Source organism: Myroides odoratimimus (genome assembly GCF_038039805.1).
In the GTDB taxonomy this organism is placed as follows: Bacteria; Bacteroidota; Bacteroidia; order Flavobacteriales; family Flavobacteriaceae; genus Flavobacterium; species Flavobacterium odoratimimum_B.
This window is the reverse complement of the sequence record NZ_JBBPHK010000022.1, coordinates 21684-38552: the sequence shown is the minus strand read 5'-3', so window position 1 is coordinate 38552 and position 16869 is coordinate 21684. Positions and strand designations below refer to the sequence as shown.

Genomic DNA, 16869 nt, shown 5'->3' with positions numbered 1-16869 from the left:
TGCAAATATACAAAACTGATACTGTGTGAATCCTATACATAGAGGTAATTTTGTCCCAAATAAAACAGAATAATGGAACAATCAGGCATTTTAAATGCAACAACGAAATCATCTAACGGATGGTTAAATGGATTTATTGGAGTACTTCTATTCGCAGGTTCGATGCCTGCTACTAAGATGGCGGTTAAAGACCTAGACCCTATCTTCGCCACTGCAACAAGAGCAGTTATCGCAGCTTTGTTAGCGCTAGCTTGCGTAATAGCTCTTCGCGAAAAACGCCCTACCAAAGAACAAATGTGGCCTCTGATTAAAGTTGCCATAGGAGGAGTTATTGGTTTCCCTCTATTGACAGCGATGGCATTAGAGTACATCACCTCAGCACATTCCTTGGTATTTATGGGAATGTTACCCCTGTCTACAGCTATATTCGCTGTATTCATTGGTAAAGAGAAGCCTAAACCTATCTTCTGGTTATTCTCTTTAATAGGGAGTGCCTTAGTGATTGGTTTTGCATTCTCACAGGGAGTAAGTTCTAACCCTATCGGGGATATTTTAATGATCTTAGCGATCATCCTATGCGGACAGAGCTATGCAGAAGGAGCTAAACTATCTAAAACACTAGGAGGATACCAAGTAATCTCTTGGGCGTGTATTATCTCACTACCTCTTACAGTGCCAATTATGATTTATACGGTACCTACAGACTTAGTCCTAGTAAGTGGAGAATCTTGGTTTGGACTATTCTATATTTCTGTTGTGAGTATGTTCTTAGCGTATATCTTTTGGTATAAAGGATTAGCACAAGGAGGAATCGCAACAGTAGGTCAAATCCAATTATTACAACCGCTATTAGGAATGATATTAGCGGCAACAGTATTAAACGAAAAAGTAAGCCCTACGATGCTATACATCACTTTCGGAGTGATCCTTTGTGTAGCTGCAAGTAAGAAGTTTGCTAAATAGATATTTTTTTTTCTTCAATTATTACCCTTTTACTAACGAAAAACGCACTTATATAGTGCGTTTTTTTATTGTTTTATATATAGGCTGTGATTATCCATCTGTTATGTAAATACCTATCCCCTTATAATCCATGCTAATCTCCTTTTAAAACAAATGTTATGTAGAAAAACTTCGCACAAATTTAACAAAGAATGAGCGCTCACTTAGGTTAGTAAGGATTTGATATGTTCTACTTCGAACTTTTGGATACTCCTTGAGGGTAGGTAGAAGCAACAAAAAAACCCATTCCTAAGAATGGGTCGTAGCATAATGGGAGTCGTTAAACTATCCATTTATAAATTATCTTATACACTAAGCAGTGCTTCACTAATATCGCTTAATTTCTCCTACTAGTACATCATATTCATAGTTAGCTTCTCCTATTAATTTTCCCTTCTCATCATACCCCTTCGTCATTCCATGAAGAGATCCATCCTTGTAATTAACTTCTGACTTTAGTTGTCCATTCTTATAATACTTCTTAACCACTCCATCTAATACCCCATTCTTATAATTTGCCTCCATTTGTACTTGTCCATCCTCATAATATCCTTTCGTTATTCCATTTTCTATTCCATTCTCATAACTTGCTTCTCCAGTAAGTACGCCCTTCTCATCATACCCTTTAAGCTGGCCATGAAGAACACCATCCTTATAGTCTGCTTCAGTAATTAACTGCCCATACTCTGAATAACTCTTCTTTAATCCCTCTATCTTTCCGTTCTTATAACTGGTTTCAGACACTAAAACTCCCTTTTTACTATACTTCTTAAGCATTCCCTCTAGTTTTCCTCCCTTATAATTAGCTTCCCCTTTTAGTTCACCATCCTCATAATAGCTCTTAGTGATACCTTGTAAGACACCATCCACATATCTATCTTCTACCTCTAATTGTCCATTCTCATAATAGCTCTTTGCAATACCAGTAAATCGCTTTTCAGATTTGACCTCATAAAGCACTCCACCTCTTTCTTTAAGACTCTTAAAATCGACTTCTTTCTCTTTAGCAGTACAACTCATCACTATAATTGACAGCAATAAACTATATAACACTTTTTTCATACACGCTTAAATTAAACTAATTGGCTCAGTTTATAAAAATACAGCTTTATATCTTTACTTACCTGATGTTCCGTAAAACTTAACAAATATAGATAAATCCAACTAAGAACCTCCCTGCTCAAGCAGACAAAAAAACCTAACTACTCTCGTAATTAGGCTTGTATATTAAACTTTATGTCTTTAAAAAGGACTATTATTTACTGAAAATCAGATATATGTAATCATCCCTACGATTGCGTGATATACATGCCAAATGTCATAGGCAATACTGTTAACTGTCAACTGATAACCGTTAACCATATTCATTACTGCATACTTTCCACACACATAATTGCACATTTCTCACCATCGATGGCAGCAGATACAATACCCCCTGCATACCCTGCTCCTTCTCCGCATGGATAAAGTCCTTTGATTTGAGGGTGTTCTAAGGTATAATCCTCACGAGGGATACGCACTGGAGAAGATGTTCTACTCTCTGGAGCGTGTAAGATAGCCTCGTTCGTGAAGTACCCTTTCATTGATTTACCAAATTCTTGGAATCCTTGTCTCATGATTTGTGTTAAAAAGCCTGGGAATACCTGCCCTAACTCTATAGAAGTCGTACCAGGTAGATAAGACGTCTTAGGGATAGACTCTGACACTTTAGACTGAGAGAAATCCACCATACGCTGTGCTGGCACACGCTGTGTCTCTCCTGCTAGCCTATAAGCCTGTTGTTCTATTGCTTTTTGAAATTCCATACCAGCTAAAGCGCCGAACTTCTCAAAGGGCTTAAAGTCTTCTAAACGCAACTCTACTACGATACCCGAATTGGCTGTTGCTTGATCGCGTTTAGATGGAGACCATCCATTGGTTACCACTTCTCCTGGTGCGGTAGCACATGGCGCAATTACTCCACCTGGGCACATACAGAATGAATACATTCCTCTTCCGTTGACCTGCTTCACGATAGAATACGGGGCTGGAGGAAGAAACTCTCCTCTGTAATCACATGAATACTGTATCTTATCTATCAATGTCTGTGGATGCTCTGCACGTACACCTAATGCAAAAGGTTTGGCTTCTATCAGGACTTTCTTACGGTCTAATAATTCATAGATATCACGAGCAGAGTGCCCTGTCGCTAAGATTATTTTCTTTGCTTCAATCAGGTCTCCATTGTGTAGTTTAACTCCTTCTATTTCATTGCCTTTGATCAAAAAGTCAACTACTCTTTTCTCAAATAACACTTCACCACCAAACTCCTCAATTTTAGCACGCATATCCTGCATAATCTTCGGAAGTTTATTCGTTCCGATATGTGGATGTGCTTCTACTAATATATCTTGTGATGCACCGAAGGCTACTAATAACTCTAATATACGGTTGACATCACCACGTTTTTTAGAGCGCGTATATAACTTCCCATCAGAGTAAGTTCCTGCTCCTCCTTCTCCGAAACAGTAGTTCGAATCTGGATCAACGATATGATCAATATTTATTGCTTTCAAATCACGACGACGACCTCGCACATCTTTTCCTCTTTCGACTACAATAGGTTTTACCCCTAACTCGATTAGTTGTAAGGCTGCAAAATAACCTGCAGGCCCTGCTCCTACCACGATAACACGTGGAGCATCTTTTACATTTTTATACTCAGGAAAATCAATATGTCTATGCACGACATCTTCGTCAGCAAAAAAAACAGCAACCTTTAAATTGATCTTTACGGTGCGTTGTCTCGCATCGATAGATCTCTTTAAGATCGTGATATGCTTAATGTCCTTTGTAGAACACTTCACATGGTTTGCAACATACTGCGTCAATAAATCCGCTGTACCTGCAACTTCAGGAAGAACTTGTAACTGTAATTCTTGTGGCATTTTTCTATAAAGCAAATAAAAATTAAAGGCGCAAAAATAAACTAAAATCACTTAGCTTTTTTTACTATTTTATAGTCTTTCAGTATTTTTTTGACATCCCGTACACAAAATACAGAAAACAATACTAAAAAACTAATTATTAGTTATTTACTAAACTAAGATAACTTATTACAAAAAGTAATTTACTCTATTACATTTTTTTTTCTACATTCCGAAGGAGGAATACCATACTTATCTTTAAAAGCTCTATAAAATGAAGCATTTGAACTAAAACCAACTTCCTCACCTATATCTTTAACAGATTTATCGACATATTCTCTACATACTAATAACTCTTTAGCTTTAATTACTCTTATGTTATTGATATACTGATTGAAATTGGTAGCTAAATGATGTGAAAAAAAATAACTCAATTCATGATTTAATATATTTAAAGAACTAGCTAATTGACTTAAATCTAAATAAGAATTATAAAAATATTCACTAGGTAATGCTTCTAAAGATTTAGTAATAGCCATTAATTGTTTAGAGCTAAAAAGTGATTTCTCATTTCTATATTCGTCATTAATATACTCATCTACATTATAATGTCTAGATGAAAAAAGTGCTACATTTATACTCTTACTTAATTGAATAATTAAACTATTATTCATCATTACACAATAACAAACAAAGAAAAATAAAAATACAATATAACTAATACAAGTTACCATTATTAGACTCTTTGATAAACTACTAAATAATAGACTTATTACAGTAATTAATATTCCTAATAAAGCCAATTTTGATATCGCATTTTTATCTTGATTATACAGCTTATTTACTGTGAATAAATACAAATAATATCCTATTACCATTAATAAAACTGCCCAAACAAAAAAATCTATAGGAAAAGCAAGTTCATCATAAAAATCAAAAACAAAAAAAATAATTAATGTTACAACCCCCATTACATAAGAACCATATAGGGTAATATAATAATTAGTAATATCAAATCTTTTATTTTCTGACTCTAAATAAATAAAATATATATTGGGCCATATCAAAAAAAGGAAACTAAATGTTACATGCGTAAAGGAGTCCTTTGCATTGAGTATAATGGAAAGAAAATGAACAATACAATATATGATAATTATGATATTGAATTGTTCTTTCACCTTTTGAACATCAGTTTTTGTTTTTTTTAATTTCTGGATTAATGACAGATTTATTACAGCTACTACCAATAAAATAGTAATGGCAATAACTAATGATATATCATATAAGGTATACATCTCCATTAAACATTACTTTTTATTTTTAACTTCATTGAGATACTGAATAAAAAACGAAGGATTAACACCTATTATTTTTTTAAACTCAATAGTAAAACTACTATGCGAACTAAATCCAGTCACCTCTGCTAAATGCCCTATCTTATAGTTTCTATATCTTTCTTCAAACCTTAGAAGAGTGACTGCTTCTAATAACCTATACTGAGATATATAAGTTTTAAAGTCTACATTTTTAGTCTTCTTTAATATACGACTTATAGTTGTTGTATTAGTATTACATACTCTTGCTAGAGATTCTATAGTCACCATTTTATCTAAATATCCTTTAGACTGTTCAAATTTTTTTATCCCATCAATAATAGATTTCTCAGACTGATCTACTAGGTCTGCTTCTTTCCACACAACACTTTCAAATAGAGAGGGTAATTTTTCCTTACTTATATGTAGTAGTTGATATAAAAAGCTATTTGGATTAGGTATTTCTTCTTCTATTTTATTTTTTTTATCTCTTTTGCGCCATACGTAAAAAGCAATAGGCAAAATTAACAGAGCTATTAAAAAAGAAACTATTACAGTAAAATACTTCTTATTTTTACTATCTGTTCTTTCTTTTTGAATATACTGTTTTTCTAATAATTCATTAACTGTAGCAACCCTAAAATCCTCCTTAGCCTGTTTTTCTTGAAGATAAGCTTTATTATATTTACTATAATTTATAATATCACCACTGTACTCATAATATTCACTTAAATAGAAATAAATACTTTCCTTTAAATCCCTATTACTATTAATCGTAGCTATATGTAGACCTTTTAAGTAATATTGTAATATTTCCTCTGTTGGCACTTTATTATTTTGTTGGAAACTTATCTGTGCCAAACCTACATAGATATAAGCTGTTGTTAAAGAATTTTCAAATTGTGCACTTTCTTTTATATGAGAATACCCCTTTTCATAAGCCTCTTTAGCCTTGTCATATTCTTTAAGCTCTAAATAGTTAATGCCCTTATTTTGTTCATTAGAACCTAAATAATCGTCTCCATGCAACAATAGAGAAGAAATTTTATTAAGATACAACTCACTTTGATGAATGCTTTCTAATGCCTTACTATAATTCTTTTGTTGATAATAATAAGACGATAATAAATGGTAATAATAATAAGTAGAGAAAACACGATCATACTCATCTTCAATTTTAGGCAAAACCCCCTCTATTTTATCAAAATAATGTATTGCCTCTCCAAACAATTCTAAACGGCTATACTCTGCCCCAACAAAACCATAAAGCCTGCTTAACCACTTATAACTTTTGTTAGCTTCAGCTAGTTCAATCGCTTTTAATGCTTTTCCTAAAGAATTGGGAATATCAAAGTCATCATGATACAAATAAGCACTAATAAATAATGCATGAACTTTAGTATGTACATTAGAATTATTATGATAAATAGAATCAGTAATAAAGAAAGCTCTATTCTTATCAATAGGTCTTATTTCAGTTAATATTCTAGCCAATAAAATATCTGTATCATTGTGTTTTGCCTGTATTAATACAGTAAACAAAAGAAATACATATACTACATACCTTATACCTTTTTTCATCATACAACTTTACCTTATCCTTTTTCGTCAAAACAAAACTTGACGAAATGTCTTTATGATTATACGGTTTAAAAAATATTCTAAAAACTCAACTAGCACTTTACTAAAAATATTGACAATTTAATACTATAATTAAATTTACATTTTCACATTTTTGCAAATTACCGAAGAATTTTATACTAAAAAAAATTCAAAATATAATTTATTGATAATTATTTTTAAAATATTTACCAAATTTCTTATTTTATAGCATCAAAATTACACTTCACATATTTTCAAGTACTCAAAAAGAAATTTCATTGCTATTTATACAACTATAAATACTATTCTCTTCTTACTTCTCTATTCCATAAAGACATTTTGATTTTCAATATTTATTTAAATCAAAGGTTTATAGATACGAGTTTTTATGTATCAATATTTAAAAGTCTTCTTGTTCTAATTTTTGGGAAAATTATACATTTTTAATACTTAGAAGTGTTAAAATTCTAAAACTGTATTCAAAAATAAAATTTTAAAAACAAAAAGTCTAAAATAACAAAACAACACTCTTAATTACAGACAGATAGCTATTTGTTTCAAATTATTGGCATACTTTTTAATTTTTTTTTGAGAAGTCATTATTTACATTATTAAGGACTTTTGACTCACATAATAACAAATGTTAATCAACTTCTGTATAGGTTATACATCATGTATTTTTAACAGTTGTTATTTACTTTAAGGTGGTGTCATAACAACCCTTTTAGAGTTTTTTTTATAACTTATTTTAACAAGCTATGATTAAAAGAAAAAGAAAACAATTATTAAACACAACATTATTACTTCTGACATTATTTTCCTTCTATCAAGGGATAGCTAGTAATATAAATTGTAAAATACCCTCTGATGCAATATTGTTAACAGCATCAACTAATACTTTACAAAGTGGAAAGAAATATTTCACAGACAAAGACCTTCTAATTGTAGGAAGTACTTTCACTATTGAGTCAAATGCTGAATTATATATTCCAGAAGGTGTAATCCTACAAGCATCAGGAACAATGCATATGAAAGGAGGATTAATCAATATCTGTGACAATGCAGGTTTTTTCTTTAAAGGAGCAGTAAATATTGGTGAAATAAGAAGTAATAACAATGCTATAGTAAATGTAGGAGACTTTAGCTTCTTCAGTGTTAATGGTTCAATATCTCAACTAGATCCAGCTGATGGAGATAATAGTAAAACAGCTAAAGCACAATTTAATTTAAGTGATGGGGCTAATATTAATGTATGTGCTACTTTATCTGTAGCTTCTATTCATTATCCTATGGTAAAATATATAGGCAAAGGGCATGAAAGTGCAAACGTAGTAAATAGAGCTCCAGCATCTGGAACTCCTGGAGCTAAATTATCAGACTCATCATCAGTAAATTGGTTCGCTTTGGCTGGATTAGCGCATGTCTCACCAGGATCAGCTAATTTGTGTACTGATTCTCTAGCATGTGAGTCTATGTGGCCTCCTGGATTAAAAGCAGAAATAGAAGGTATTTGTAGCGAAACTGGAGAAACAAAACCAGCCATTAGTTTAACTAAAGTAGGCGCTTTTAATACAACTACTGTAAATCAAGGTTATGCTTCTGTAGGAGAAACAATTACCTATACTTTTAAAATTAAAAATATAGGGAATGTCACATTAAAAAACATTACACTAACAGATGAAATGGTTGGTAGTAACTTGACTCCAGAGTTTCTCAGTGGGGATATAAATAATAATAATTTATTAGATGTAAATGAAGAATGGGTTTATACATTAATATACCCTGTTACTCAAGAAGATATTAATCAAAAAGCTGTATACAACATTGCTTCCGCATCAGCTAAAGATTTTAAATTCAAAACAGCAACAGCGACATCTTATGATCCTAATCCATTGCCATTAGACACACCTGGTCACCCAGGACTTTTAGCAGATTGTAAGAAGTGTACCATAGTATTATTAAAAGAATACAATTTAGTTATAACCAATCCTCATGTGAGGCAACTCATGCTAAATCTAGAATAAAATAAATAATAGTTATTGTAAGCTAAATTTATATTAGACAGCAAATATTTATTTTTTATATTCTTCTCCCTCAAGAAGCATAGTTATTAATAATATATGTTAATCTTAAATTATTTAAATACAAGGTCCCCTCTATTCGCTAAAATCTGTTCTACTTTTAATAGAATAAAGTATCTATTAACGAGAAACACATCTTGTTAAATTGCAAATACTTGTACTTTACCTTCATATAGCAAGACTTACAATAACTCAAAGAAGCCAGATATCCCTGGCTTCTTTTTATTTTAAATAGGTTTCAAAAATTAATACCTTCTTATCTCAACCTACTTAAAACAAAAAAGCCTGTGATACAATATCACAAGCTTTTACATAAAAGGAACTAAGGAAAAGCTAACTTGGGGTAAGCTTATCAAATGAGTCTACTATCTGTCCTTAGCCCTTATAATCTATAGAATACAATTGCCATTTCTTCCTAAAACAAAGCTTCTATTTGCTTCTCTGCTTCCCATAGGTCACAGTATTTACCTTGTTTTGCCATTAAGGTTTCATGTGTTCCCTCCTCTACTATCTGCCCTTTTTCTAGGACACATATCTTATCTGCACCTCTCACAGTTGATAGCCTATGTGCAATGATAATCACGATCTTCTCTTTCACTAGCTCATCGATAGCACGCTGTACGGCTAGTTCGCTTAAAGAGTCCAGAGAAGATGTTGGTTCATCTAGAATAACTATAGGACTGTTCTTAAGCAGTGCTCTCGCAATAGAGATACGCTGGCGCTCTCCACCTGATAAGGTATTTCCCATATCTCCTATAGGTGTGTCATACCCTTTAGGTAATTGACTGATAAAGTCATGACATTGAGCACGCTTAGCAGCGTCTATTATTTCTTCTTGGGTAGCAGTAGGTTTAGCCATGCGGATATTGTTCCCTATGGTATCATCAAATAAATAAACCTCTTGGAATACCACAGAAATCATACTCAACAAATCATTTTGACTCAAATTAGCAATATCAACTCCTCCTATACTAATGCTTCCCTTCTGACAATCAGCATAGCGCATAATCATTCTTGCCAGCGTAGTCTTACCTGAACCAGAAGGACCTACTAAAGCTACAATAGACTTCGGTGCAATAGATAAGTTAATATTAGACAAAGTCTTTTCTTGAGCATCTTCATAATAGAAGTCCACTTCGTTAAACTCTATACCATAAGAAGTTGGTTTTGCTTGAGGTGTCTTTACTTCTAAGACAGGAGCAGTTAACATCGCTGTGATTTGCTTATATCCTGCTTCCATCAGGCTAAATATCATGGTCATCGGTACAAAGCTAGAGATCAACTCTGAAAAGCGAATCACGATAATCATTAAGGCTGTCATGACCATCATATTGCTATCTGCTTTTAGCACAAACAATATTCCCAATCCCAATGATACTAACATCCCTACTTCTAAAGCAGAAGTAATAATCAGGTTAGGAGTACTCCCCTTGCCATGCCCGAAGATTTGCACTTCTCTTACTTTGTCAATGCTTTTGTTTAAACGAGCCACGATACGCTCTATACCATTACTTGCCTTAAGAACAGGTAACCCTTGGATAAACTCTATAGACTCCGCATTTAGCTCAGAGTGTACTTCGTTTAGGTAATACATCCCGCGGTCATAAGCAGGTTTTCTCCAGCGATATAATGGAATAATCACAGGAAATAAAATCAAAATAACTATCGCTATCTTCCAATCAAAGAAGAAAGTCATCAGCCCTACTGATATAGGGGTAATCACTCCATACATCATCAAACTCGACACTGTAATCGTGTAAGAGATCACCTCATCTACATTATTACTAATCACAGCACTCCATTTTCCAGAACGCTTATTAGATAAAAACTCTAAGGGCATCTCTCTCAATTTCTCCCCTTGTCTCTTGCGAAGGTCATACTGCGCCTGCGAAGAAAAACCTCCGTAGTCATAGTCTTGCCCTACCCATCTACAGATAGCACTAATCACAACGAAGCCTAATGCTATCCAGATATAAAACCATACTTGCTCAGGCTGTCCCTTGCCTATATTCATAAAAATAGGGTAAAAGCAAGTATAAGCTGCTCCTTGAAAAACAGAAGACAACAATATCAATATTAAACTCATTCGCAGTCGTCCGCCCATCGGACCTGCTGCTTTAATCAGGTTAGATAATATACCGATAAAAGAACTGCTCTTATTTGTTTGTACTTTACTCATCTCTATTATTTATCTGATTTAATATGCCAATTTCTCGCTTGTGTATACGATTGCCACATCGCTTGATATATTCCTTGATTAGCGGCTAATTGTTCATGTGTTCCTATCTCACTAATACTTCCCTTATCCATCACAATGATCTGATCCGCATTCTTGATTGTCTCTAATCTATGGGCAATCATAATGACTGTTTTGTCCTTCATCAGATTGCGGAAAGCACGCATCAGTAATAGTTCGTTTTCTGTATCTGAGAATGAAGTTACCTCATCAAGTATCAATATTGGTTTATTTCTCAAAATCGCTCTAGCTATCGCTAGACGTTGTTTTTGTCCACCTGAGAAGTTATTTCCTCTTTCTTTTACTAAGGTCTCATACCCATCAGGAAGTTCCATTATAAAATCGTGTATTTGGGCAGCCTTAGCCGCTTCCATCACTTCTTCTAAGGTAGCTTCTTCTGCGCCCATCCTTATATTGTTAGCTATCGTATCAGAGAAAATAAAATTGTCTTGAAACACAAATGATATTGTATCTAATAATACCTCAGGCTTTAATTGACGAATATCTGTTCCGCCCAGTTTTATTTCTCCTTCGCTAACATCCCAAAAACGAGGTAACAATCGAGCTACAGTAGACTTTCCTGCTCCTGATGCTCCTGTGATAGCAGTAAAAGTACCTGGCTTCACTGTAAAGCTGATATTATTTAGTGCCTTGTCCTCTCTACCAGGGTAAGTAAAAGAAACCTTGTCAAACTCAATAGTTGTATCATTTACTGTAGTTTGTTCTCCTGTAGAAGTTAAAGGTTCTACTTCTAGTAATTCTTCTATACGCTTTGCACTGATTGCTGCTCTAGAGATCACATTAGTCAAACTGCGGTAAGGCAAAATAGACTCTATCATTCCTGTCCCCAGTAATAAAGAGGCTACAAAAGACACAAAACTCAAAGACCCCTCTTGGAACCAATAGGTTCCTAATACAAGTAAAATAATAAATGTAGGTAATGGATTTAAAATAAACATAGACAACTTAGCATTCAATCCGTTTTCCTTAAACCACAAGGTAATAATAGATAAATAGCGTTGTAAAGCGTTCTCATAACGCACAAATGATTTCTCTCCTCCATCGAAGACACGTACTACTGGCATTGCCTGTACATACTCTATCACGGCTACATTAATATCTTCTTTTGCTTTATTAAATTGATGTGTTACTTCTGTCTTATTCTTCATCGCTAATGCTAAGAACCCAAGCCCTACGATAAGAATAGCTAGACAAACTAATGCTACTCTATAATCAAACCAGAATAATGCGACTAAAGTAACTACTGGAAAGGCATACGTACGCACAAATAAAGGGGTACTATCTGCCGCAAATCCATGTAATAAACGAACATCTTCATTTAAGATTTTAGTCAATGCTCCTGAACCTGTCTCTGTCAAGAATCCCAATGGCAATTTCGCCAAATGATGACTGATATTCTTACGCAAAATAGCTTCTAAATCAAAAGCTGCGTAATGGGATACGTCAAATGACTTTAGACGTAATACATAACTAATGACTACACATAAGATCATCGCTCCGAATAGATACAATAATTGTGTTGTATCTCCTTGATACAGTGCATTAATTAGGTAACTTAATATTATTAAATTGGCTATTGTCAATAAAGTAGAACCCACAGAAAGAGCCATTGCAAAGTTTAGCTTCTTCTTGACTGGTTTTACGATACGCCATAGCACATTATCTGTTGCCATATTCTTTTTGTTGTTTTGTGATTTTGTTGTTTTGTTGTTTTGTGAAACCGTTCTGTGCTCTGTTCTCACTGCAAAGTCTCCCTACTGTGAGCTATCATGCCATCGGTTTCCCGTTTCCAGTTCCCTGTTTCCAGTTTCCAGTTTCCAGTTCCCCGTTCCCGTAAACACCATAAAAAATAATAGTAGAGAAGAAAACTCCTCTACTATTGCATCCAAACTCTATGGAGAGTTCTAAATAATTAAACTTATTATTTTTCTAATTTCACTAAGCCCCATACTTGACCACCTTTACCGATGTTAAACGCAGGTTTAGCTACATTATCAGATCCTAATACATAGTATCCGTTGTAATCTTTATTATTCACTACTCTGAAGTACACTTTACCATCTATTGTAGTAATCGCTTGAGCATCTTGGAATGCATAAGTAGATTGAGGTATACCAGTTACTGCTTTTGGTCCTGCAGCAATATTCTCTTTATCAAAAGCATAGTATGTAAAATTAGGGTTTGGCAAAATATCTGTGTATGAGAATGCTTTATCACTCCATGCAGTATATAATTTACCATCTTTTACCCCTACTGAACCTACTGTAGTATTCTTTACATAATCATCAATCTTAATGATCCAATCTTTATCTATTTCTGTTGCTCCTTTTTTAATTCTAACAATAGCAGAACCATTAGTCGCTCCATTTACTCCGAACCCATGAGAACACATATATAGCGCTCCATCGTCTCCCATAGTCCACATTTGGTTAGCATTACCACCATATCCTACATAACTTATACGGTTATCTTGAATCGTTTTTTCATATTTACCAGTAGCGATGTCGATCACGGCTAGTTTAATATATCCAGGAGCAGGGTCTTTCATCTGACTACCTTGTCCATCTTTAGAACCTGTGATGATATCTACATATAATTTTCCATCTTTAGAAGCGATAAAGCGAGATCCCACAGCTTGGTATTCTGCTTTTTTATCTTCTACTACAGAAAGGTCTATTTCTCCTGTACGCTGCATTGTAGAAGGATTGAATACTTGTATCTTTAACAATCCTCTTCCTATATCAGCATAATATCCAGTCGTTTTATCATGTACATAAAAGTTAGAAGACATACCTGTGATTCTACCTGTCTCTGATAAAGAACCATCTGCGTTAATAGAATATCTCAAGATACCATCATCAGGAGAAGAAACGCGTCCTAATTGAAGACGTTGGAATACCCATTCTCCATACGCTTTCATTCCATTCCCTTTTATCTGTAATGAACCCTTATGGATATTGTCTAAATCTCCTTCAGGCATTTTATCATAGTTAGATAAGTATCCTACGAATGGCTGTACTCCTAATGTAGCTGTTAATAGTGCGTAAGATGTCTTCGTTTGCTCAACTGGTTTAGTTGGCTCTGAACTTGAGTTATCATCTGATGAACATGATGCAAAAGCAAATAATCCTGCCATTGCTAATGCTCCTATCGTTTTAGTACTAAAAATGCTTTTTTTCATTTTAATAGATTTATTGTGTTTTAATGATAAGTTTCTGTATTTCTAAACTGCTCCTTTTTAAAGAGACATATTCACTTTAAAATGAAGACTAAATCCTTCATTTTGTATTTTATAATTGTCAAATATTTCACTGTTAAACAAGTTCTTAGCTTCTAAACCGAAAGACAGTTTAGGTGAATAACTCCACACCACTCCTGTAGAATGTAAATTCTGATCAGGGATCACATAGGCTTCTGCATTAACTTGTGCTTTTCCCCATAATCCTAAGAAACCACTAGGTTCAAATTCTTTAGGAATAAAGTCTAGGTAATAAGCCTTTACAAAACTGTAGTTGTAATAAAACGAGAACTTGTCTCCTGCCTTGAATACATTGTCATGTGAAGTACGCAGACCAAGGTTAGCAAAGAAATAAGGTGTATTTCTCAGACGAGAACCTTCATACGTCTTATCTTCTTTATCATATAGTCTAAAGTCTTGATATGTCACGTTACCAGACAGTCTCAACCACTTTAATGGAGAATATGCTGCATCTACCTCTACTCCTACTCCTTTTATCTTTTCTATGTTCTCGTAACTACCGAAAATACCTGTGTTTAACAGCATGATCATATCATGCGTTCTTCTGTAAAACACATTGACCTCTGTTGTGAAATTGGTTTGATTATTATAGTTAAACCCTAGATTATAGTTCCAGCTCTTTTCTGGTTTTAAAGCAAAATTGGTACGGGTAAATGTTCCATCCCCAAAGAACTCTTCTTGCTCTGGTAGACGTACGGCTACTTCTCCTGAGAATCTAGCATACATACGATCGTTAATCTGATATTTTAACGACTCTGATACTCCCCAGTTCCCTTTTGTTTTAGATCTTTTCTGCTCCATCGAAGTATCTCCATGCGCACTCTCATACCCCTCTGTACGCAAGTAGTAATATTTCGCCGATAAGTCATTCGTCAAACGATCATCTAATGCGTATAATCTCCAGTTTAGCCCTGTAATCCACTTCTGGAATACTACAGAGCGCTGTAGCATATCTATCTTAGAGAAAGGAAATGTCTCTCCGTAAGGGTCAGAACCACGGCGGGTAGAAGTATTGTACACAGAGTTTAACTCTATAAACCCATTGTCTAAGCGATAAGATAGATTAGTACGAGATACGAAGTTATAATAGCGTAACTTTTTGATACTTCCACTAGTAGTCGCTTCTCCATTCTTACTAGGTACTGGAGTGAACTTCCCTCTCCAATCATAAAAGCCCTTAATCGTATCAGTATAGCTAGAATGCAGTGTATTATAGACAAGGAATTGATCTAACTTCAAGTCTTTATCTAAAAAAGCCTTGCGATAACGTAGTGTTGGCACTACAGAATTCATATTACTAGTCACTCCTCCGAATGGATAATTCATCGTCATCCCGTAATTGTGCTGTTTATTAATGTAAAAGCTACTTACAGTCAAACGTAACTCATCTGCCCAAGTCTTGTTCTTCACTCCCACAAATCCTTCTACAAATCCATTAGAGAAACGGTTGTGAAACAGTTTGTGTTTCTCTCTACTTACTTGCGCCGTTTCTGGATCAGTGTAAGGTACATTGACCTTATAATTGTTATCAGAGTAATTAATAAAAGTATTTACTCCTCCAAATAAACCTGTCTTTTTATCTTGAAAATAAGCATTTACAGTTCCTCTATGCGTATTATAAGAACCTATCTGATAAGACACATCTACAGACTGACTACCTTCAGGTTCTTTTGTTACGATATTAACAGCTCCTCCTAGTGCATCTGCTCCTAACGCTACAGGTACCACCCCTTTATAGATTTCAATACGATCAATCATCGTAGGCGGTACAATAGAATAACTAAAGGCATTCCCTAAATAGTCCATCGGTACCCCATCTCTAAAATACTTTATTGCCTTACCTTCAAAACCGTTCAACATCAAATTAGCAGCATTTCCTAATCCTCCTGTTTGTCTCACTCGTACACCTACTGTTCTGTTCATCAACTCGATCACACTAGACGGCTGTTGTTTCATCGCTTTTACATCAAGTACAGTAGCGCGTATAGGTTGGCGACTTTCTTTTTCGGCTTTGGTCTCTCTCTGAATAATCACTTCATTTAACCCTGTATTTTGTAAAGTATCTTGCTGTGCAAAAACAGATTTAGAGTTAAATGATAAAACAGCGATTAAGGATAAAGTAAGGTATGGTATTTTCATCTTGATCTCTCTTATAGAATAGCCTTGTAGAAGACTATCTCTTTTATTGATAGGGCAAAAGTAGGCATCCCTTTGCCTGAGTACTGACGCTAAAAGGAATATAAAAGACGTAAGAAGGAGTATTATTTAGATTCATTAAAAAGGAAGACAACACTTCATTTAGTTCAACACTCAGGACTAGAAGTCATTGACTCATAACCTTGATACCCTGTGTCTAGCTATGATGATATACTGATCGTAGTTTGATCCCATAGTGGTCGCATAAAAAACGAGCAAAAATATGCGAGCAGTATGCCATCACTATGCGATA

General features: G+C 34.3%; 10 protein-coding genes. 2 read left to right on the top strand and 8 right to left on the bottom strand.

Annotated elements, in window-relative coordinates:
* Positions 1 to 72 precede the first annotated feature (72 nt).
* Positions 73 to 963, top strand: coding sequence for a DMT family transporter (locus tag AABL85_RS14385; RefSeq protein WP_341310591.1), 891 nt, complete (start codon positions 73 to 75; stop codon positions 961 to 963).
* Positions 964 to 1329: 366 nt separating this feature from the next.
* Here AABL85_RS14385 and AABL85_RS14380 read toward each other — a convergent pair whose 3' ends face one another.
* The 4 genes from AABL85_RS14380 to AABL85_RS14365 form a co-directional block, all read right to left on the bottom strand.
* Positions 1330 to 2064, bottom strand: a complete 735-nt coding sequence (locus AABL85_RS14380) for a toxin-antitoxin system YwqK family antitoxin (protein ID WP_341310590.1) — start codon at positions 2062 to 2064, stop codon at positions 1330 to 1332.
* Between the two features lie 305 nt (positions 2065 to 2369).
* Positions 2370 to 3929 (bottom strand): NAD(P)/FAD-dependent oxidoreductase, encoded by a 1560-nt coding sequence (locus AABL85_RS14375; RefSeq protein WP_341310589.1) that lies wholly within the window; start codon positions 3927 to 3929, stop codon positions 2370 to 2372.
* Between the two features lie 182 nt (positions 3930 to 4111).
* Positions 4112 to 5209: a helix-turn-helix domain-containing protein gene (locus tag AABL85_RS14370; protein ID WP_341310588.1), complete on the bottom strand. Its 1098-nt coding sequence runs from the start codon at positions 5207 to 5209 to the stop codon at positions 4112 to 4114.
* Positions 5210 to 5215: 6 nt separating this feature from the next.
* Positions 5216 to 6805 (bottom strand): helix-turn-helix domain-containing protein, encoded by a 1590-nt coding sequence (locus AABL85_RS14365; RefSeq protein WP_341310587.1) that lies wholly within the window; start codon positions 6803 to 6805, stop codon positions 5216 to 5218.
* A gap of 776 nt (positions 6806 to 7581) precedes the next feature.
* Here AABL85_RS14365 and AABL85_RS14360 point away from each other — a divergent pair.
* Complete coding sequence (locus AABL85_RS14360; protein WP_341310586.1) at positions 7582 to 8847, top strand: DUF11 domain-containing protein; 1266 nt, start codon at positions 7582 to 7584, stop codon at positions 8845 to 8847.
* A 472-nt stretch (positions 8848 to 9319) separates the two neighbouring features.
* Here the strand turns inward: AABL85_RS14360 and AABL85_RS14355 are convergent, their stop codons facing one another.
* The 4 genes from AABL85_RS14355 to AABL85_RS14340 all read right to left on the bottom strand — a co-directional run bounded on the left by AABL85_RS14355 (position 9320) and on the right by AABL85_RS14340 (position 16559).
* Positions 9320 to 11083, bottom strand: coding sequence for an ABC transporter ATP-binding protein (locus AABL85_RS14355; protein ID WP_341310585.1), 1764 nt, complete (start codon positions 11081 to 11083; stop codon positions 9320 to 9322).
* Between the two features lie 5 nt (positions 11084 to 11088).
* Complete coding sequence (locus tag AABL85_RS14350; protein WP_341310584.1) at positions 11089 to 12834, bottom strand: ABC transporter ATP-binding protein; 1746 nt, start codon at positions 12832 to 12834, stop codon at positions 11089 to 11091.
* 248 nt (positions 12835 to 13082) lie between these two features.
* A complete protein-coding gene (locus tag AABL85_RS14345) occupies positions 13083 to 14342 on the bottom strand; it encodes a hypothetical protein (RefSeq protein ID WP_341310583.1) in 1260 nt (419 codons plus the stop codon).
* A gap of 57 nt (positions 14343 to 14399) precedes the next feature.
* Complete coding sequence (locus AABL85_RS14340) at positions 14400 to 16559, bottom strand: TonB-dependent receptor (protein WP_341310582.1); 2160 nt, start codon at positions 16557 to 16559, stop codon at positions 14400 to 14402.
* Positions 16560 to 16869: the final 310 nt, after the last annotated feature.